The organism is Roseomonas sp. HF4 (assembly GCF_005222755.1).
Lineage (GTDB): Bacteria > Pseudomonadota > Alphaproteobacteria > Acetobacterales > Acetobacteraceae > Neoroseomonas.
The window spans coordinates 289637-308802 of the sequence record NZ_STGD01000003.1; the positions used below are offsets into that span (position 1 = coordinate 289637).

Consider the following 19166-nt stretch of genomic DNA (forward strand, 5'->3'; position numbering starts at 1 on the left):
GCTATCGCGTCGCGGCGCGCGCGAGCGCGTCGACCCGCCAGCGCAATTCGCCGTCGCCAACGAGGTCCGGCGCGACGGTCGCGAAGCCCGGCATCCCCGGGGCGAGCAGCGCGACCACCGCCCGCGCCGCCGCTGTGCCGAGCCCGGCCCGGCCGCACATGCCGGCGATGGACTTCGCGCAGCGCGTCGCGATCGCCTGGTCGACCGCCTGGCGCGGCAGGCGGCTCAGCAAGGCAAGGCCGGCGGCGACGAAGGCCGCCTGGCCGGCCTCGGCCGCGCGCTGCATCGCGGTCTCATCCAGCGCGCCGGCGTCGCGCAGCATCGCGGCGCGCGCGGCCGCATCCTCGGCCGTCTCCCCGGTACGGACCGGTCCGGCGATGCGGGTCGCGACGGTGGCGCGGATCGCGGCCGCAGCGGCGGCCGGCAGGTCGGTGCGGGCGGCCAGCAGGGCCAGCAAGTCCTCCGCGACGAAGGCCGCAAGCGCGACGGCCGCGCGTGGCGGCAGCGCCGGACGGCGCACCAGCGGCTCCTGCCAGGCGGTGCGCTCGGCAGCCTGCACGACCAGCGCATCGAGGGTGCTCTCGCGCAGCGCGGCACTGCCGTTGCCGAGCAGCGCCGCGATCGCCGCGGCATCGCCGGTCTCGACCAGGGCGTCGGCCACCTGTTCGCTGATCGCGGGGCGGCGGGCGATGGCGGTGAGGGTCGCGGCCACCGGCGGGGCGGCGACGAGGCCGAGCAGGTCGTCCTCGGTCAGCAGCGGCGACAGGCGGAGCACCGGCCCCGCCACGCGGATCCGGCGATCGGCGGCGATGCGGCGCACGAGGTCGCGCGGCGCGCCCGGCAGGCCCGCCAGGGCCTCGGCGATCGTGGCGGCGATCTCCTCCGCCGTGTCCGCGGCCAATTGCGCCAGGGCCGACCAGGCCATGTCGGCCAGGCGGTCGGACTGGGCCGGCGGCAGGCCGGGGGCGAGGGTCGCGAGGCGGCGCGCGAGCGCGGAGCGCACCGCGGCCTCCTCGTCGGCCGCGAGGGCGGCGTAGCCGTGCGGCGGCGTCGCTGGGTTGGCCGCGACAGCGCTGCGCACCGCCGGCTCGGCGTCGCCCACCAGGTAGTACAGCGCCTCCGGCGGCGCGGCTGGATCGGCGGCCAGCGCGCGGCGCGCCCCGGCGCCGCCGTCACCCAGGATGCGCGCCGCCCGCTTGAGGTCGGTCATGCCGTGTCCTCCGCGACGCGCCAGCCGCCGCGCGCGCCGCGCTTGGCGGCATAGAGCGCGTCGTCGGCGCGGGCCATGAGGCGGGCCGCGCCCTCGCCCGAGGCGGCGGTCCAGAGCGCGATACCGAGGCTGAAGCGGGGCGCGCCGGCGGGCGGCAAGGCGGCGGCGCCGCCGAGCAGCGCCTCGGCCCGCGCGGTTGCCCCGGCGGCGTCGGCGCCCTCGATCCAGAGGACGAACTCGTCGCCGCCGAAGCGCCCGGCGAAGTCGCCTTCGGCGGCGGTCCGGCGCAGCAGCAGCGCGGTGGCGCGCAGCGCCGCGTCGCCGGCCTCGTGCCCCTGCAGGTCGTTGAGCGGCTTCAGGTTGTCGAGGTCGAGGAAGACCAGCGCGCCCTGGCGCGCCGTGCCGGTGCCCTCGGTCCGCGCCTGCAGCGCGGCCAGGAAGGCGCGCCGATTGACAAGGCCCGTGAGCGGATCGGTGCCGGCCTGGCGCTCGAGTTCCTGCTGCAGGCGGTGGAAGCCGAGCACGGCGCCCAGCATGGGCGCGGTGGCGCGCAGCACGGCAAGGTCCTCCGCGTCCCAATCTCGGGCCTGCGCCTCCCGCCAGGCGGCCAGCACGGCGCAGGCCGGGTGGCGCCCCTGGTGCGGCAGCAGCGCGGCCGGCACGCCGCCGGCCAGGCGCCCGGCCCAGTCCCGGTCGGCGGCGATGGCGGCGCCGGCCTCGGCCAGCAGCCCGGGCGGCGGGTCGGCGGTCGCGAGCGCGACGGAAGCGCCCGGCCCGTCGGGGACCAGCAGGCCCGTACCGGCGCAGCCGAGCGCCTCGCGCAGCGCGGCCAGCCCCTCCATCGCGGCGTCGTGGGCGGTGGCGGCGTGGCGCACCTTCTCCCCCAGCGCATCGAGCAGCGCGGCCCGGCGCAGCCCCGCGGCGGCGGCGGTGGCGGCGGTTTCCTGCTCGGTCACGTCGTGCGCGGCGCCGCGCAGCCCGACGAAGCCGCCGCGCGCATCGCCGAGCGGCACGAGCGAGAGCGAGAGGCAGCGCGGCCGGCGCGCCGCATCGGCCACCCAGGCGCGCTGGCCGCGCACCGCCTGGCGCAGCGCGAAGGGGTTGGCGCCTGCCCCCAGCAGCAGGCTGTCCGCCCGACGGCCGAGCAGCGCATCGGCGCGGTGGCCGAGCACGGTCGCGGGCCAGAGGAAGGTGAAGCGGCCGGCGGTGTCGGTCTCGAACACCATGTCTGCGCCGAGGCCCGCCAGGTCCTGCCAGCGCTGGCGCGATTCCAGCAGCGCGCCATGCAGCGCGCCGGCCGCCGCCGCTGCAGGCGGTACCGTCACCGTCCGGTCCTCGGGGCGGAGCGCCGTCGTCATCGCGGCATGGAACGGCGGAAGCCGTGAAGGACGGGTTAGCGACCGCCGCCCGCCGACGCGCGTTGACAGGCCCGCGCCATGGCCCCAAGGAACCGCGCCCAAAGGAACAGCCAGGACGCCGCCCATGGACAGCCCCGCGCTTCAGGCCCGCATCGAAGCCCTCTGGCAGGGCCGTGACAAGGTCAATCCCGGCACCGGCGGCGCCGATCGCGCGGCGGTCGAGGAGGCGCTCGATGCGCTCGATTCCGGCCGCGCCCGCGTGGCCGAACCCGACGGGGCGGGCGGCTGGCGCGTCAACCAGTGGCTGAAGCAGGCCGTGCTGCTGTCCTTCCGCCTCACAGACTCCGCGCCGATGGACACCGCCGCGGGCGCCTACGACAAGGTGCCGCTGAAGTTCGAGGGCTGGGGCGCGAATCGCTTCAAGGAAGCGGGCTTCCGCGCCGTCCCCGGCGCCGTCGTGCGCCGTTCGGCCTTCATCGCGAAGAACGTCGTGCTGATGCCCTCCTTCGTGAACGTGGGCGCGCGCGTCGATGAAGGGACGATGGTCGACACCTGGGCGACCGTCGGGTCGTGCGCGCAGATCGGCAAGAACGTGCATCTGTCGGGCGGGGTCGGCATCGGCGGCGTGCTGGAGCCGCTGCAGGCCAACCCGGTGGTGATCGAGGACGACTGCTTCGTGGGCGCGCGGTCCGAGGTGGCCGAGGGCGTGATCGTCGAGCGCGGCGCGGTGCTGTCGATGGGCGTCTTCATCGGCGCCTCGACCAAGGTGATCGACCGCGCGACGGGCGAGGTCTTCATGGGCCGCGTGCCGGCCTATTCGGTGGTGGTGCCGGGCAGCCTGCCGGGCAAGCCGCTGCCGGACGGCTCGCCGGGGCCCTCGCTCTACTGCGCCGTCATCGTCAAGCGGGTGGACGCGCAGACCCGCGCCAAGACCGCGATCAACGAGTTGCTGCGCGATTGATCGCCCCCGGTCGCGGAGCACCGCGCGTGCATCGGAGGCGGGGGACGAATTGATGGCGACCGACCCGGTCCCGCTGGCGCAGGCGCTCATCCGCTGCCGGTCCGTCACGCCGGCGGATGACGGCGCGCTCGACGTCGTGCAGCGGGCGCTGGAGCCGCTCGGCTTCGGCTGCACGCGCCTGCCGTTCGGGCCCGACGACTACCGCGTGGACAACCTCTTTGCCCGGCGCGGCACCGGCGCGCCGCATCTCTGCTACGCCGGGCACACGGACGTGGTGCCGCCGGGCGATGTCGCCGCCTGGACGGGCGACCCGTTCTCGGGCGAGGTGCGCGACGGGCTGCTGTACGGCCGCGGCGCCTGCGACATGAAGGGCGGCATCTCTGCCTTCATCGCCGGGCTTGCCGACTACCTGGCTGCGCGGCCGGACCATCCGGGCTCGATCTCGCTGCTGATCACCGGCGACGAGGAAGCGCGCTCGGTGGATGGCACCGCGAAGGTGCTGGAGTGGATGGAGGCCAACGGCCAGGTGCCCGACATGGCGCTGGTCGGCGAGCCCACCTCCCGCCACGCGCTCGGCGACACCATCAAGATCGGCCGCCGCGGCAGCCTGACGGCGCGGATCGTGGTGCAGGGCAAGCAGGGGCACAGCGCCTATCCGGCGCTGGCCGACAACCCGGTGCACCGGCTGGTGGCGGCCCTCGGCCCGCTGCTGGCCGCGCCGCTCGACCAGGGCAGCGAGTTCTTCCCGCCCTCCACGTTGCAGGTGACCGGCTTCGATGTCGGCAACACCGCGTCGAACGTGATCCCGGCCAGCGCGCGGGCGATGCTCAACATCCGCTTCAACGACCTGCACGACAGCGCGGCCCTGACCGACCGCCTTCATGCCGCGCTCCGCGCCGCCGGCTGCCGCTACGAGATGCAGGCCGAATGCTCGGGGGAGAGTTTCCTGACGCGCCCCGGCCCCTTCGTCGATGCGCTCTCGCGCGCGGTGCAGCGCGCGACCGGCGTCGCGCCGGCGCTGGATACCGGCGGCGGCACCTCCGATGCGCGCTTCATCGCGCGCTACTGCCCGGTGGCGGAATTCGGCGCGGTCGGCGCCACGCTGCACCAGGTGGACGAGCACGCGCCGGTCGCGGAACTGCGTCGCCTGGCCGCGACCTACCGCGCCGTGCTCGAGGAGATCCTCGGCTGAGCGGCGCCCAGCCCCCGCCCGCGCCGGGGCCGGTCGCGCGCGGGCTGGCCGGCGCGCTGCTGCTCGCGCGCGGCCGCGCGGTGGGCGCGCAGGCCTTCGCGCCGACGGTCGAGGAGGCGCGCGCCTCCTTCCTCGCCGCGCTCATCTGCCTGCCGTTGTTCCTGCTGTTGCGCGCGGGCTTCCCATCCCCCGGCGCCGCGGGCGCTGACCCGCTGCGTGCCGTCGCGGCCGACCTCGTCGCCTATGTCTGTTCGTGGGCGGGCTTCGCGCTTGCGTCCCTGCCGATCGTCGATGCGATGGGGAAGCGGGCGCTCTGGCCGCGGTTCATCGCAGCCTGGAACTGGGCGAACGTGGTGCAGTACGCGGCGCTGACGGTCTTCTCGCTGCCCGCGCTGGTTGGCGCGCCCGCGTTCCTGGCCGATGCGCTCGGGCTGTTCGGGCTCGGCTACGCGGTCTGGCTGCAGTGGTTCACGGCGCGCGCTGCACTCGGCGTGAACGGGTTGCGCGCGACGGGGCTGGTCGCGCTCGACCTCGTGCTCGGCGTGTTCCTCTCGGGGGTCGCCCTCAGGATGGCGCTCGGCTGATCAACGATCGTTTGAGACTGCGCCTTCGGGCGCATGCTGAAGTCCGGCGCCGGCCCGCTCCCCCACCCGGCCACCCAACAACAGTATCCTGGATGGGTGGCCGGGTGGGGGAGCGGGCCGGTGCGGGAATTCCCAACCGGTCTCTCAGCGCCACGCGACCGGGTGCTCGTAGTGCACGCCGGTCATCACCAGCCCCTCGGGCGGCGCGGTCTGGCCGGCGAGGCCGCGGTCCCGCCCGTCCAGCACCCGGCGCGGCCAGGTGGCCGGGCGCTTGCCCGCGCCGACCTCGGCCAGCGTGCCGACCATGTTGCGGACCTGGTGGTGCAGGAAGGACCGCGCCTCGGCGGTGATCACGACCTCATCCCCCAGGCGCGCGACATCCAGCCGGTCGAGCGTGCGCAACGCGGATTTCGCCTGGCAGGCGGCCGCGCGATACGCTGAGAAGTCGTGCCGGCCGAGCAGCCCCTGCGCCGCCTCGTGCATCGCCGCCGCGTCGAGCCGCCGCTGCACGTGCCAGACCCGGCCGATGTCGAGCGCCGGCCGTGCGCCGCGGTTCAGGATGCGATAGCGATAGGCGCGGCCCGTGGCCGAGAAGCGCGCCGACCAGTCGGGCGCCACCACCGCCGCGCCGAGCACCGCGACCGGGTGCGGGCGGGTGTGGAAGTTCAGCGCTTCCCGCACGCGTTCGGGCGGCAGGTCCGCGGCGAGCGTCACATGCGCCACCTGGCCTTCCGCATGCACGCCGGCATCGGTGCGCCCGGCCGCGACGACGGCCGGCACCAGGCCGCCGTTCAGCCGCGCCGCCGCTTCCTCCAGCACAAGCTGGACCGAGGGCAAATCCCCCTGGCGCTGCCAGCCCACGAAGGGCGCGCCGTCGTATTCCAGCAGCAGCGCGTAGGTCGCCATCAGCCGAGCACCGTGCCGCGGGCCAGGCTGAAGCCGCGCAGGAAGGCCTCGGCGTCGAGCGGCGCGCGGCCCGGCCGCTGTAGCCGCGTCAGGCGGAGCGTGCCCTCCCCGCAGGCCACCAGTGCGGCATCGTCCAACACCGTGCCGGGCGGGCCGGCGCCGGGCACGGGGCGGGCCGCCAGCACGCGGACCTGTTCGCCGGCATGGGTGAAGAAGGTGCCGGGCCAGGGGTTGAGCGCGCGCACGCGACGTTCCAGCGCGGCGGCATCGTCTTGCCAGTCGATGCGGCCATCCTCCTTCGTCAGCTTCGGCGCGTAGGTGACGCGTTCCTCCGGCTGCGGGACGCCCGGCGGGTCCTCGGCCAGGGCGCGCAGGATGAGGCGCGCGCCGGCCTCGGCCAGCCTGTCGTGCAGGTCCTGCACCGTGGTGGCGGGGAAGATCGGCACGGCCTCCTTCAGCAGCATCGGACCGGTGTCGAGGCCTTCCTCCATTCGCATGATGGTGATGCCGGTCTCGGCGTCGCCCGCCAGGATGGCGGCATGGATGGGCGCGGCGCCGCGCCAGCGCGGCAGCAGGGAGGCATGGATGTTGAGACAGCCCCGTCGCGGCGCATCCAGCATCGCCCTCGGCAGGATCAGGCCATAGGCCGCGACCACCGCCGCATCGAGGCCGAGCGCCGCGAAGGCCGCGTGCTCGGCCGCGTCGCGCTTCAGGCGGGCAGGCGTGCGGACGGGCAGGCCGAGGTCGAGCGCCGCGCGATGGACGGGGCAGGGGGTCTCGCGCTGGCCGCGGCCGGCGGGGCGGGGCGGCTGGCAATAGACGGCGGCGATGTCGTGCCCCGCGGCGTGCAGGGCGCGCAGCGCCGGCACCGCGAAGCCGGGGCTGCCCATGAAGGCGAGGCGCATGCTCAGGGTGTCCCGGAGAGGGGCTTTGCCCCTCTCCGGACCTCACCCCAACAAAGGCCGAAGGGCCTCTGGAAACCGTCACACTGGGTGCGCGACATCGACGACCGGTTCCAAAAATCGGTTTCCAAAGGCCCTTCGGCCTTTGGCGGGTGGGGTCCGGGGAGGGCGGCGCCCTCCCCGCCGTCACGCCCGCTTGAGTTCCTTCGCGAGCTTGCGCAGCAGCATGTTGCGCTTGAGCGCGCTCAGGTAGTCCACGAACAGCACGCCATCCAGGTGGTCGATCTCGTGCTGCAGGCAGGCGGACAGCAGCCCCTCGCCCTCGATCTCCCGCCGCGCGCCCTCGAGGTCGTGGTAGCGCACCTTCACCCGCGCGGGGCGCGTCACGTCGGCGTACTGGCCGGGCAGCGACAGGCAGCCTTCCTCGCGCGTCGCGGTCTCGGCGCTGGCGGCGACGATCTCGGGGTTGACCAGCACGATCGGCGCGCGCGCCTCCTCCTTCTGCAGGTCGATGACCACGAGGCGCAGCAATTCGCCCACTTGCGGCGCGGCGAGCCCGATGCCGGGCGCCGCGTACATCGCCGCCAGCATCCGCGCCGAGAGATCGCGCACGCGCGCGGAATCGGACGCGCCCACGGGCTTCGCCTTGGCGCGGAGCCGCGGGTCGGGGACGAACAGGATGGGGAGTGTGGCGGCGTCGGTCATCGGGCCGGGCGCATGTAGACCCCGCCGCCCCCCCTTGCAACCGGCGGCGCGGCCGCCAAAATCTGCGAGCGGCGGGGTGCTTCGGGTCCCGCCGCCGCTTCGCTCTCGGATGAGGAGGCTTCTCTCGTGTCACGCCAGTCGCTGTTCGGCTCGCCCCTGTTCCTCGGCTTCGACCACCTCGAGCAGATGCTCGACCGGGTCGGCAAGAATGCCGATGGCTATCCCCCCTACAACATCGAGCAGACGGCCGAGAACCGGCTGCGCATCACGCTGGCCGTGGCCGGCTTCGCGATGGACGACCTGCAGATCACGCAGGAGGACAACCAGCTCGTGATCCGCGGCCGCCAGAAGGACGACAGCGAGGGGCGCGTCTTCCTCCATCGCGGCATCGCCGCGCGCCAGTTCCAGCGCGCCTTCGTGATGGCCGAGGGGATGGAGGTCGAGGGCGCCTGGCTCGACAACGGACTGCTACATATCGACCTGCGGCGCCCGCAGCCCGAAACCCGCGTCAAGACCATCCGGATCGGCGCCCGCACCAATGGCCCGACCGCGATCGTGGAGGGCCGCCCCGACCAGGGCTGACCCCCTTTCCCAGCCGGGCCCCCGGGGCCGGCACAAAGGCCGTGCGGGCCCCTTGGGGACGCCCGGCAGGAGACCTGAGATGAACGATCATGACGAATTCGACGACGAGGCGCCGGACCTGACCGCGGCGCAGCTCCGCGCGCTGTCGCCGCTCGACTGGGCGCGCTACGGCGCCCAGCGGATCGCCTATGTGCGGCCGGTGCTGCTGGACGGGCAGCCGGCGGTCGCGATCCACGCCGCCGACGGCACGCCGATCGGCGCCGCGCCGACCATGGACCTTGCCGCCGCGGCGATCCGCCAGCACGGGATGGGGCCGGCGCTGGTGCATTGAGGCCGCGTCTGCAATAGGACCTGCTCCGCCATCCAAGGGGATCGGTTTGGAGACGAGCGACGCGCCGGGCGGGGGAAACGGGCAGGACGGACCGGACCGCGCCCGCGCCGCGATGTCGCCGCCCCGCGCCCGCGCGATCGCTCGCAGGGCGCGCCGCCTCGCGACGCCCGAGGCCGCCGCCGCGGCCGCCGCGGCGCTGATCCCGGCGCCCCTGCCGCCAGCCTGCCGTCTGGCCTGCGCCCTTGCCCTGCTACGCGCCGGCTTCGCGGTCGAGGCCCTCGCGCTGGTGATGGCCGATGCCGCTGCGCTGATGCATCCCTCCGCCGCGCGCGTGCTCGGCCAGGTGGCGCCGGTGCCCGGCCTGCCGCCCGGCTTCGCCGCCATGGCGGCGGCGTTCCTGCGGCGCCGCCAGGACGGCGCGGCGGCGTGACGCGCATCGTCTATGAGGATGACCACCTGTGCGTGGTGCATCGGCCGGGCGCGTCGTGCTTCGCCGTCGCGACCTTCGGCGGCATCGCGCAGCGGCCGCAGGGGCTGCGCATCTGGGCAGACCGGCCGGTCGAGGCGCTCGACCTCGAGGCCTTCGGCTTCCTGGGGAAGTCGCCCAACTGGTATCCGGCCGAGGCCATGGCCCGCGCGGCGCCGGTGGTGGCCGCGCTGCGGCGCGGGCCGTTGATCGGCTACGGCTACAGCATGGGCGGCTATGCCGCGCTGAAATATGGCCGCCTGCTCTGCCTCGATGCCGCCCTCGCGGTCTCCCCGCAGGTGTCGATCGACCCGGCCGAGGTGCCGAACGACCGCCGCTTCCACCGCCGCTTCGACCCCACCTTGCACGCCGCGATGGGGGTGCGGGAGGAGGACCTGGCACCCTTCCCCGTGGTGGTCGCCGACCCCTGGTTCCGGCTCGACCGCCTGCATGCGGATCGCGCCGGCCCTGCCGACCGCGTCGCGCGCATCTGGCTGCCCTTCATGCGCCACGCGACGATCGGCCGGCTCGCCGGCACCGACATCCTGCGCGATGCGCTGGACCTCATGCTGCAACGGGATGCGGTTGGGCTTGCGGCCCTGCTGCGCGCGCGGCGCGCGCGTTCGGCCCATTGGCATCTGGTGATGGCGCGGGAGGCCACGCGCCGCGGGCGCGACGCGACCACTGCCGCGCTCACGCGCCGAGCCGAGGCGCTCGGCGCCGCGCCGGCCGCGCTCGCGGCGCTTCGCGCAACGGCGCGGCTGGACGCGACCATGCGCGAGGCCCGTGGCCGCGCCTTTTTCGCCGTGTCCCCCGATGCTGCGCGCCCCGGCGCCTGGGCTGCGGCCAATGCTGCTGCGCTCGGCGCGAACCCGACGGGTGTCCCGCCCGATGCCGTGATGACCGCGATCAACGCCGCCCTCGGGGCGCCCGACCCCAAGGCCCCCTTCGCCGCGTCCGAGTTCGCCATCGCCGTCGGCCTGCCGGTGCCGCAGCGGCGCATGGCGGCCCAGCGCCTCGCCGTGCGTGGCCATGGGCTGGCGGCGCTGGCCGTCCTGCTTGCCGACCCGGCCGTCATCCGGGACGACGCGGCGCGCGCGGCCATGGTGCCGATGCTCGGCACGATCCTGCGCGACCGCACGCTGCCGCCGCCCTGGCGCGCCTGCGTCGCGGCGTTGCGGACCAGCATCCTGCGCACAGGCCTGCCCGCGGGCGGCCGGGTCGACCCCGGCGCTGCCCAGGCCTCGCGCTTCCAGGAGCCGGGCCCTGCGGCGCGCCGGGCACTCGCGCGCGTGCCCCGCGTGCTCGAGGGCGCGGGCGTCGTCGCGCGCGTCGCGCGCGAAATCCGCGTGGCGGTGGCCTCGCAGGGCGATGCCTTCGCCCCGCCGGCGCGGCACAACCTGAGGCTTCTGCGGGATGTATACGTCAACGATGCGGGCCAGATCTGGGGCCGCGACGGGACACTACACCGGTCGAACGGCCGGCCGGTGCCCCCGGCCAGCCTGGAGGCGATGCGCGCCGCACCGGAGTTCGCAGAGGCCGCCTGGGCGGTCGAGGCCAACCGCAACATCTACCACTGGACGATCGACGTGCTGCCAGGCCTCGCCTGGCGGCTGGATGGCGCGGGGGCAGGCATGCCGGTGCTGATCCACTCTTCCGCGCCGGGATATGTGCGGACGTGGCTCCACTTGGCCGCCGCGGCGCCCTTGCCGTTGGCCGAGGCGGGCGCGGCTGCCTTCGTCAGGCGCCTGCATTTCGGTCCGACCGGCATCGAGGGCCTGGACCCCGCTGGCCGGCATGCGGGCTACCTGGCGCGCATGGCGGCCCGTGCCGATGCGGGTCGCGCGCCCGACGCGCCCCGGCGGCTCTATGTATCCCGCCGCGACACCCCGCGCCGGGCCATCGCGAACGAGGCGGCGTTGGAGGAGGCGCTTGCGGAGCGCGGCTTCACCGCCGTCATGCTGAGCGGGCTGCCACTGCCCGAGCAGATTGCGCTGTTCCGCGGCGCCGAGGTCATCGCGGGGCCGCATGGCGCGGGCCTCGTGCACCTGGTGGCCGCGCCGCGTGGGCGCCGCGTCTTCGAGATCCTGCGCGAGAGCGGCGGCGACATGCGCCCGCTCGCGTGCTTCGCGCGCATTTCCCGCCTTGCGGGACACGACCACGCCATCGCACTCGTGCCGTTCGGGGAGGTCGGCTCCGGCTGGACGATCGATATCCGGGAGGTGACGGCCGGGCTCGATCGCTTCCTCGCTGACGCCTGATTTCGGTGGGCGAGGTCGCGGCTCTGGGCAGAAAGGGCGGGGGAAGAGGGAACGCCCCTCCCACACACTCTCAACCTTCTCCGTCACCTGGCGCCCGACCACCCATGATCAGCGCCAGATGCCAGAGAAGGGAGGGGGCTCGGGGGAGGTTCTCCTTCCCCAACCTTTCGAGGCCCCCCCCGGTTCGAAAGACCCGCCGCGCTGGGTTGCGCGCCAGCCGCGGCGAAATCCCAACGCCCGCGGAGTTCCTGTCGATCACACCGCGCCCGGGTCAATCCACCCCACATTCCCGTCGGCGCGCCGATAGACCACGTTGAGCGCGCGCGTCGCCTGGTTGCGGAACATCAGCACCGGCACGTGTGCGAGGTCCATGCGCATCACCGCCTCTCCCACGCTCAGCAGCGCGATCTCGGCCGGGTGCTCGGCGATGATGGCGCCGTGGTCGGCGCCGTCGGGCGGGGCGGCCTCCTCCTCGTCGCCATGGGCCTGCAGCACGCGCTCGCGCCCCTTCGGCGCCGCCTCGGCGGCCGCGTCGCGGTCCGGGGCGGCGGAGCGGGCGTGCTCGTTCATCCGGCGGCGATAGCGGCGCAGGCGCTTGGCCAGGTGCTCCGCCGCCTCCTCGAAGGCGCGGTGGGCGTCGGGGCCTTCCCCCTCCGCCCGCATGGTCAGGCCGCGCCCGGCCTTGAGGTTGATGTCACAGGCGAAATGCGCACGGGAGCGATGGAAGGTGACGTTCGCCTCGATCGCGTGGTCGAAGTACTTCTGCGTGATGGCCTCGAGGCCGTCGCGCACATGGACCTTCAGCGCCTCTCCGGTATCGACCTGCTTGCCTGCGACAGTGACATGCATGGGGCTTTGCCCTCCTTCTTCCGAGTGAGAAGGGGAGGGGCCGCGCCCAGGAAACCTGACCTGCGGCGACCGTATCGGCGGCCCGCATCCTCCGCGCGGGCCGGGCAGGCCTGGGTCGGGTCAGGCCGGGACGGCCTTCTCCCTTCTGCGCTGCACCGATGACGGTATCCGCAGCGCATCGCGGTATTTGGCCACGGTCCTGCGGGCGATGTCCACGCCTTCCGAACGAAGACGTTCGACGATCGCATCGTCCGAGAGGACGTCGTCCGCGCGTTCGGCGTCCACCATCGCCTTGATGCGGTGGCGGACCGCCTCGGCGCTGACGGAGCAGCCGCCCGCCGTGCCGGCGATGGCGGTGGTGAAGAAGTACTTGAGGTCGAAGGTGCCGCGCGGCGTCGCGATCGCCTTGTTGGACGTGACGCGGGAGACGGTGCTCTCGTGCATCCCCACCTCCTCGGCCACGTCGCGCAGGATCAGCGGGCGCAGATGCGCGACGCCGTGGCGGAAGAAGCCGTCCTGGCGGCGGATGATCTCGCTGGCGACCTTCAGGATCGTGTTGGCGCGCTGCTCGAGCGACTTCACGAGCCAGGAGGCGGTCTGGAGCCGCTCGGCGACCCATGCCTTCTCCTCGCGCGACCGGGCGCCGACCACGGCGCGGGCGTGGAAGCCGCGGTTGAGCAGGACGCGCGGCAGGGTCTCGGGGTTGAGCTCCACGATCCAGTCGTCGTCCGGGCCGCGGCGCATCAGCACGTCGGGCACCAGCGTCTGCGCCGGCGGCGCGTCGAACGACGCGCCGGGCTTTGGGTCGAGGCGGCGGAGTTCGGCCACCATCTCGGCCATGTCGTCGGCATCGACGCCGCAGACGCGCTGCAGGCCGCGCAAGTCGCGCCGCGCCAGCATCTCTAGGTTGTCGAGCAGCGCGGCCATGGCGGGGTCGTAGCGGTTCCTCTCCTGCAGCTGGACCATCAGGCATTCGCGCAGGTCGGCGCAGAACATGCCGACCGGGTCGAAGCGCTGCATGCGCCGGCGGACGGCCTCGACGGTCGCTTCCTCGCAGCCGAGCGCGGCGGCGATGGCGGCCGACGGCATCGCGAGCCGCCCGGCCGGATCCACCAGCGCCATCAGGTTGGCCGCGATGACGCGGTCGCGGTGGTCGGCGAAGGTCAGGCGGACCTGCTCGCCGATATGCTCGCGCAGGTTTTTCTCGGGCGCGGGCATCGCGTCGATGCCGGACAGGTCGTCGTCGAAATCCGCGCGGCCGCCGCTGCCCATAGGCGGCGTGCCGGCATCGTAGACATTGTCCCATTCGGTATCGAGGGGTGCCGCGGATTCGGCCGGCAGCACGTCGGAGGCGGCGGCGGTGGCGGCGTCGGGCGCCTCCGGCCCCGCGGGCAGCGGGTCGGTGCCGCGACCGGCATCGGGGCCGGGCAGGGGGCGGTCGTCGCGCTCGAGCAGCGGGTTGCGTTCCAGCTCTTCCTCGACGAAGGCCGTGACCTCGATGTTGGAGGATTGCAGCAGCTTGATCGCCTGCCGCAGCTGCGGCGTCATCACGAGCTGCTGCGAGTGGCGGAGGTCGAGGCGCGGGGCGAGGGACATCAGCCCGCGTCGCGCTGCCGGGCAGCGCCCTCCCGCGATGCATGCGCGGCTGGCCGTGGCCCCGTCGCGGCGGTGCCGAGGCAGGCACCCGGTGTGGTGGCTGCGGGCATGACGGCCAAGCTAGAGACTGAACCTTTCGCCGAGGTAGACGCGGCGCACCCCTTCATGCGCGACGATGTCGCGGGGGCTGCCCTCCATCAGCACCTGGCCGTCGTGCAGGATGTAGGCGCGGTCGATGATCTCGAGCGTCTCGCGCACGTTGTGGTCGGTGATCAGCACGCCGATGCCGCGGTCCTTGAGGTGCTTGACCAGGTCGCGGATCTCGCCCACCGCGATCGGGTCGATGCCGGCCAGCGGTTCGTCGAGCAGGATGTAGGCCGGGTGCGTCGCCAGCGCGCGGGCGATCTCGCAGCGCCGGCGTTCCCCGCCCGACAGCGCCAGCGCCGGCGCGCGGCGCAGATGGGAGATGCCGAATTCCGCAAGCAGGCTGTCGAGCATCTGTTCCCGGCGGTCGCGGATCGGCTCCACGACCTCGAGAGCCGCGCGGATGTTGTCCTCCACATTGAGGCCCCGGAAGATCGAGGCCTCCTGCGGCAGGTAGCCGAGGCCGAGGCGCGCGCGCCGGTACATCGGCAGCGTCGTCACGTCGTGCCCGTCCATCAGCACCTGGCCCTCGTCGGGCTGCACGAGGCCGGTGATCATGTAGAAGGTCGTGGTCTTGCCGGCGCCGTTCGGGCCGAGCAGGCCGACAGCCTCCCCCCGCCGGACGGAGATCGAAACGCCGCGCACGACGGGCCGCTTCTTGTAGCGCTTGCCGAGGCCCTTCGCGACCAGCCAGCCGCCGCCTTCGAGCACGCGGAGCGGTTCGGTCATCGCGGCGCCTCCTGGCCGGGCTGGCGCCCGGGCTGCTGGCCGGGTTGCGGGCCCTGCTGCGGCACGACAAGCCCCTGCACCCGGGCCCCCGGCGCCGAGATCAGCCGCGCGACGCCGGTCTCCATGTTCACGATCGCTTCCTGGCCCGCCAGCGTGTTGTCGCCGCGCGTGATGCGGACATTGCCGAGCAGCCGCGCCAGGCGCGAATTCGGGCTGTAGACGCCCCTGTCCCCGCGCACGACCTCCTCGGCCGTGCGGATCTCGACATTGCCGAAGGCCTCGACGCGCTCGAGGCTCGACGGCGGGGGCTCCCCGGTCGCGGCGGCCGGCCGCGGCGCCGCGCCAGGGGCGGGGCTTTCGGCGAAATGCGCGACGAGCGTGTCGGCGCGCACGCGCCGCCCGTCATTCGTCACCACCACGGCATTGCCGCGCGCGACCGCCATCCGCCGCTGCGACCAGTATTCGACGCTGTCGCGCGCCGTCAGCACGTTGTCGGGGTTGGTCAGGCGCAGGTCGCGGCCGGTCATGACCATGACCGCCTGGTCCATGTCGTAGACGGCGCGCTCGCCCTCGGCGCGGTCGGTCGCCGTGCGGACCGTCACGTTGCCCTCGGCCTCCAGGCGCCAGATCTCGCCGCCGCCCGCCGGTCCGTCGGCAGGCGCGCGGGCCTCGGTCGCGGCGCCGCCGCGCGGGCGATAGCGCGCGAGCAGGCGGTCGGCCTCGACCGTGACGGCGCCGCGCACGGCCCGCGCGTCGCCGCGCGCGATCACGACCTGGTCCTGCTGGCGCCACTCAATGCCGTCGGTCGCCGTGACCTCGACCGGGCCGCCCTGTGACAGGTCGAGGGACTGGCCGAAGGCCGCCGGGGCAAGGCTCAGCAAGGCGAGAAGAAGGGCGGGGGAGGGAACTCCCCCGCGCCCCCTCCTTCCTTGGTCACCTGTGCTGTCGTGCCGGGCACGGCGGCTGGCGCCCAATTTCCAAGTAAGGAGGGATCGGGGGGAGTTCCCTTCCCCCGACCTTGCCTCGCCCGCGCGCATCACTGCCCGCCTTCCAGCATCGCGCGCGCCCGGCCGGTGAAGACCACGACCTGGCCGCGCTCGGTCAGGCGAAAGCCCTCGCTGACCAGCGTCCCGAACGGGCCCTGCGCCGCGACCGGCCGGTCGCCGGAGGCCGCGCCTTCGTTCAGGTCGATCTCGGCCGCGTCGGTGACAAGCATGTTGCCGCCGTCCTGCCAGAGCGTGACCTCGCCCGTGAGGTCGAGCCGGTTGCGCGCCTTGTCGAAGCGCCCCGCCTGGCTTTCGAGCAGCACCCAGGACCCGTCGGTCAGCAGGATGTCGGCGCGCGGGCGCGCGAGGTCCACGAGGTCGGGCGTGTCCGTCTGCGCCGCGATGTCGGCGGTGACGGTGTAGGGGCGGTTCTGCTCGTCGAGGCCCTGGTAGCGCGGCTCGATGACGCGCACCGCGTCCGGCGCGGCAGTGACCACGCGGCGGAAGGAGACGCGGGCGCGGTCTTCCATCCGGTCGATCTCCGGCCAGATGGCGATGCCGGCCAGCAGCGCGACGCCGGCCAGGGGAAACAGCCACTTCGCGATCCGCACCGCGACGCGGCGGCGGGCGATCTGGCCGGCCGAAGGCGCCCAGCGTTCGCGCGACGGCGGCAGCATCCGGCGCGGCGCGGCGGTGACGGGGTCCAGCGTCATGGCGGGGGCGGGGTCCTTCCGGCCGCTCATGCGACGCCGGCGCGCAGCAGGTCGTGGATGTGCAGGATGCCGACCGGACGCCCCGCCTCGTCCAACACGAACAGGGCGGTGATGGACCGGGTGTTCATCTCGTGCAGCGCCTCGGCGGCCAGCGTCTCGGGCCGGACCGTGCGGGGGGCGCGAGTCATGACCTCGGCCGCGCTCCGCGCCAGCAGGCCGGCGCCGCCGCCGGTCTCGAGCGCGCGACGGAGGTCGCCGTCGGTGATGATGCCGGCCAGCCGCCCCGCCGCGTCCTGCACGCCGAGGCAGCCGAAGCGCCGCGCCGTCATCGCGACGATGGCGGCCTCCATGGGCGTCGTCTCGGGCGCGAGCGGCAATTCGGCCGCACCATGCATCAAGTCCCGCACGCGGGCGAGCCTGGCGCCGAGCTTGCCGCCGGGGTGGAAGACGCGGAAATCCGCCGCGGTGAAGCCGCGCCGCGTGAGCAGGGACACGGCGATCGCATCGCCCAGCGCCAGCTGCATGGTGGTGGAGGTGGTGGGCGCCAGGCCCATCGGGCAGGCCTCGGGCGCCGCGGGCAGCACGAGCGCGACATCGGCGGCGCGCGCGAGCGTGCTGCCGGCGCGGCCCGTGATGCCCACCAGCGGAAGGCCGAAGCGCTTGGCGTGGCCCACGAGGTCGGCGAGTTCCGGCGTCTCCCCGGAATTGGACAGCGCGAGCACCGCATCGCCGCCGACGATCATGCCGAGGTCGCCGTGCGAGGCCTCGGCCGGATGGACGAATAGCGCCGGCGTGCCGGTGGAGGCCAGGGTCGCGGCGACCTTGCGCGCGACGTGGCCCGACTTGCCCATGCCCGAGACGACGACGCGCCCCGTGGCGCCCGCGAGCAGGGAGACGGCGGCCGCGAAGCGGTCGTCGAGCGAGGCGGCCAGCGCCGTCAGCGCCTCGGATTCCAGGGCCAGCACGCGGCGGGCTGTGTCGAGGTCGGGATGGGTCTGCGGCGCGTTCACGGCGCCTGTATGGTGCCGCCGGACTGGAGGGTCAACAAAAGCCGGGCTCGGTAATCAAGAACTGTGCCATGTGGTCGGGTGGCGGCGTCGCGCGCCATGCCGGCGCCCGGCGCCTGAGGGCACAGGCAGCCTCCGAGCCGGCGCCCGGCGCCCGGGGGGCGCAGGACTCAGTGGCTCAGGATGTCCGGGTCCTCGTAGCCGAGGAGGTCGAGCCTGCCGCGTGCCGGCAGGAAGCGGAAACAGGCCTCGGCGAGGTCGAGCCGGCCTTCCCGCTTCAGCAGCCCCTCGAGCTTGGCCCAGAGCGCATGCAGGTGCAGCACGTCGGAGGCGGCATAGGCCAGTTGTTCCGGGGTGAGGTCGGGCGCGCCCCAGTCCGAGGTCTGCTGCTGCTTCGAGAGGTCGACGCCCAGCAGCTCGCGACACAGGTCCTTGAGCCCGTGCCGGTCGGTGAAGGTGCGCACGAGCTTCGCCGCGACCTTGGTGCAGACCACCGGCGCCGTCGTGACGCCGAGGTAGCGATACAGCGCCGCCACGTCGAAACGCGCGAAGTGGAACAGCTTCGTCACCGCCGGGTCGGTCAGGAGCCGCCTCAGGTTCGGCGCCGCATAGCCCTGGCCGCCCAGCGCCTCGGGGATGATCTGCACGAGATGCGCCGAGCCGTCGCCGGAGGAGAGCTGCACCAGGCAGAGCCGGTCGCGGTGCGGGTTGAGGCCCATCGTCTCGGTGTCGATCGCGACGACGCGGCCAAGGTCGATCCCGTCCGGCAGGTCGTTCCGGTGCAGGCGGATGGTGACGCCGGCATGGGTGAAGAGGGTGGTGCCCAACGGGATGCGCCCTTGCAGCAGGATGGAAGGCAGGCGGGCGACCCCGCGCGCGGGTTCAGGCCCTAGACCAGATCGCGGCGGGCGAACAGGGCGTCCGTCCCGGCATGGAGGCGGCGAGCCCGGCCCGCGCCGGATATCGCGTTGCATCCCGCAGCGCGGGGCGCGCAGGATCGAGCCCGGACCAAGACCGGGAAATCCCTGCCATGCCGGAGATCAATGCCTCGCGCCGTGCCCTGGTCCTTGGGGGCGCGGCGGGTCTCGCGGCCGCGCTGGCGTCCGGCCGCGCGGCCCTGGCGCAGGCCGGGCCCGCGACGCCGGGCGAACTCGTGCATGAGTTCCGGGCGGCGCTGGAGGCGCGCGACGCCGCGCGCGTCGCCGAATTCTATGCCGAGCAGGGCATCATCCTGAACGCGCGCGGCGGCGTCACGGCCGGGCGGGATGCGATCAGGGCCAGCATGACGCGAAACTTCGCGGCCGGGCAGCCGCAGCTTCGCCTCGTGAATGCGCGCTTCGACGGGGATGCCGAGGGCGGCGTGGTGCTCTGGATCTGGGAGGGCGATGTCGCCGTGCAGGGTGGGCCGCCGGAGCGCCGGCGCATCCGGTCCATGTTGTATGTTAGGATCACGCCCAGCGGGTGGCGCATCTTCGCCGACATGTTCCAGGACTACCCGGTGCCGCCGGGGTGACCCGCGTGGCGCCGCTGTTCCGGCGTCGGCGGTGGTGCCCAGGAAAGGACTCGAACCTTCACGACCTTGCGGTCACTGGCACCTGAAGCCAGCGCGTCTACCAATTCCGCCACCTGGGCAAGGGGGTCGGCGCCTTTCGGCGAGGCGGGGCAATTACGCGCAGCCGTGCGG

At 74.1% G+C, this 19166-nt stretch carries 20 protein-coding genes and 1 tRNA gene; 8 read left to right on the forward strand and 13 right to left on the reverse strand.

The genetic code is table 11. The annotated features are described in order from the left end of the window. Position 1: 1 nt before the first annotated feature. Together E8M80_RS06980 and E8M80_RS06985 are read right to left on the reverse strand one after the other, a co-directional pair. Positions 2–1210, reverse strand: a complete 1209-nt coding sequence (locus E8M80_RS06980; RefSeq protein WP_137124944.1) for a DUF2336 domain-containing protein — start codon at positions 1208–1210, stop codon at positions 2–4. Further along, complete coding sequence (locus E8M80_RS06985) at positions 1207–2568, reverse strand: sensor domain-containing diguanylate cyclase (RefSeq protein ID WP_170979241.1); 1362 nt, start codon at positions 2566–2568, stop codon at positions 1207–1209. Before E8M80_RS06985 ends, E8M80_RS06980 begins: the two co-directional genes overlap by 4 nt. Before the next feature lie 124 nt (positions 2569–2692). Between E8M80_RS06985 and dapD the strand changes: the two genes are divergently transcribed. The 3 genes from dapD to E8M80_RS07000 all read left to right on the forward strand — a co-directional run bounded on the left by dapD (position 2693) and on the right by E8M80_RS07000 (position 5305). Then, positions 2693–3529, forward strand: a complete 837-nt coding sequence (gene dapD / locus E8M80_RS06990; RefSeq protein ID WP_137124946.1) for a 2,3,4,5-tetrahydropyridine-2,6-dicarboxylate N-succinyltransferase — start codon at positions 2693–2695, stop codon at positions 3527–3529. A gap of 52 nt (positions 3530–3581) precedes the next feature. Beyond that, positions 3582–4721, forward strand: coding sequence for a succinyl-diaminopimelate desuccinylase (gene dapE, locus E8M80_RS06995; RefSeq protein WP_137124947.1), 1140 nt, complete (start codon positions 3582–3584; stop codon positions 4719–4721). Positions 4722–4801: 80 nt separating this feature from the next. After that, complete coding sequence (locus E8M80_RS07000; protein ID WP_137124948.1) at positions 4802–5305, forward strand: hypothetical protein; 504 nt, start codon at positions 4802–4804, stop codon at positions 5303–5305. A gap of 144 nt (positions 5306–5449) precedes the next feature. Here E8M80_RS07000 and truA read toward each other — a convergent pair whose 3' ends face one another. The 3 genes from truA to def form a co-directional block, all read right to left on the reverse strand. After that, on the reverse strand, positions 5450–6211 hold the full coding sequence (gene truA, locus E8M80_RS07005) for a tRNA pseudouridine(38-40) synthase TruA (RefSeq protein WP_137124949.1): 762 nt from the start codon (positions 6209–6211) through the stop codon (positions 5450–5452). Then, positions 6211–7116, reverse strand: a complete 906-nt coding sequence (fmt, locus tag E8M80_RS07010; protein ID WP_137124950.1) for a methionyl-tRNA formyltransferase — start codon at positions 7114–7116, stop codon at positions 6211–6213. The genes truA and fmt overlap by 1 nt, the downstream gene beginning before the upstream one ends. A 183-nt stretch (positions 7117–7299) precedes the next feature. After that, positions 7300–7818, reverse strand: coding sequence for a peptide deformylase (gene def / locus E8M80_RS07015; protein ID WP_137124951.1), 519 nt, complete (start codon positions 7816–7818; stop codon positions 7300–7302). Between the two features lie 186 nt (positions 7819–8004). Between def and E8M80_RS07020 the strand changes: the two genes are divergently transcribed. The 4 genes from E8M80_RS07020 (at position 8005) to E8M80_RS07035 (ending at position 11458) form a co-directional block, all read left to right on the forward strand. Next, positions 8005–8400, forward strand: a complete 396-nt coding sequence (locus E8M80_RS07020; protein ID WP_137125047.1) for an Hsp20 family protein — start codon at positions 8005–8007, stop codon at positions 8398–8400. A gap of 79 nt (positions 8401–8479) precedes the next feature. Further along, on the forward strand, positions 8480–8731 hold the full coding sequence (locus E8M80_RS07025; RefSeq protein ID WP_137124952.1) for a hypothetical protein: 252 nt from the start codon (positions 8480–8482) through the stop codon (positions 8729–8731). A 46-nt stretch (positions 8732–8777) separates the two neighbouring features. After that, positions 8778–9161, forward strand: a complete 384-nt coding sequence (locus E8M80_RS07030; RefSeq protein WP_170979242.1) for a hypothetical protein — start codon at positions 8778–8780, stop codon at positions 9159–9161. Continuing rightward, complete coding sequence (locus E8M80_RS07035) at positions 9158–11458, forward strand: DUF563 domain-containing protein (protein ID WP_137124954.1); 2301 nt, start codon at positions 9158–9160, stop codon at positions 11456–11458. The genes E8M80_RS07030 and E8M80_RS07035 overlap by 4 nt, the downstream gene beginning before the upstream one ends. Positions 11459–11713: 255 nt before the next feature. Here the strand turns inward: E8M80_RS07035 and hpf are convergent, their stop codons facing one another. The 7 genes from hpf to E8M80_RS07070 all read right to left on the reverse strand — a co-directional run bounded on the left by hpf (position 11714) and on the right by E8M80_RS07070 (position 18309). Continuing rightward, a complete protein-coding gene (gene hpf / locus E8M80_RS07040) occupies positions 11714–12307 on the reverse strand; it encodes a ribosome hibernation-promoting factor, HPF/YfiA family (protein WP_137124955.1) in 594 nt (197 codons plus the stop codon). Between the two features lie 120 nt (positions 12308–12427). Continuing rightward, the gene (rpoN, locus tag E8M80_RS07045; RefSeq protein WP_137124956.1) at positions 12428–13903 is read right to left on the reverse strand and encodes an RNA polymerase factor sigma-54; all 1476 of its coding nucleotides are present in this window, start codon (positions 13901–13903) and stop codon (positions 12428–12430) included. Positions 13904–14023: 120 nt separating this feature from the next. Then, positions 14024–14776, reverse strand: coding sequence for an LPS export ABC transporter ATP-binding protein (gene lptB, locus E8M80_RS07050; RefSeq protein WP_137124957.1), 753 nt, complete (start codon positions 14774–14776; stop codon positions 14024–14026). Further along, the gene (locus tag E8M80_RS07055; RefSeq protein ID WP_240789925.1) at positions 14773–15657 is read right to left on the reverse strand and encodes an LptA/OstA family protein; all 885 of its coding nucleotides are present in this window, start codon (positions 15655–15657) and stop codon (positions 14773–14775) included. Before E8M80_RS07055 ends, lptB begins: the two co-directional genes overlap by 4 nt. Positions 15658–15812: 155 nt before the next feature. Next, positions 15813–16475, reverse strand: coding sequence for an LPS export ABC transporter periplasmic protein LptC (gene lptC, locus E8M80_RS07060; RefSeq protein ID WP_240789926.1), 663 nt, complete (start codon positions 16473–16475; stop codon positions 15813–15815). A gap of 26 nt (positions 16476–16501) precedes the next feature. Beyond that, complete coding sequence (locus E8M80_RS07065; RefSeq protein WP_137124959.1) at positions 16502–17485, reverse strand: SIS domain-containing protein; 984 nt, start codon at positions 17483–17485, stop codon at positions 16502–16504. Between the two features lie 167 nt (positions 17486–17652). Continuing rightward, complete coding sequence (locus E8M80_RS07070) at positions 17653–18309, reverse strand: ribonuclease D (protein ID WP_137124960.1); 657 nt, start codon at positions 18307–18309, stop codon at positions 17653–17655. 203 nt (positions 18310–18512) lie between these two features. Between E8M80_RS07070 and E8M80_RS07075 the strand changes: the two genes are divergently transcribed. Next, positions 18513–18995 (forward strand): SgcJ/EcaC family oxidoreductase, encoded by a 483-nt coding sequence (locus E8M80_RS07075; RefSeq protein ID WP_170979243.1) that lies wholly within the window; start codon positions 18513–18515, stop codon positions 18993–18995. Positions 18996–19027: 32 nt separating this feature from the next. Here E8M80_RS07075 and E8M80_RS07080 read toward each other — a convergent pair. Continuing rightward, positions 19028–19114: transfer RNA gene (locus E8M80_RS07080), tRNA-Leu, on the reverse strand. Between the last annotated feature and the right edge of the window lie 52 nt (positions 19115–19166).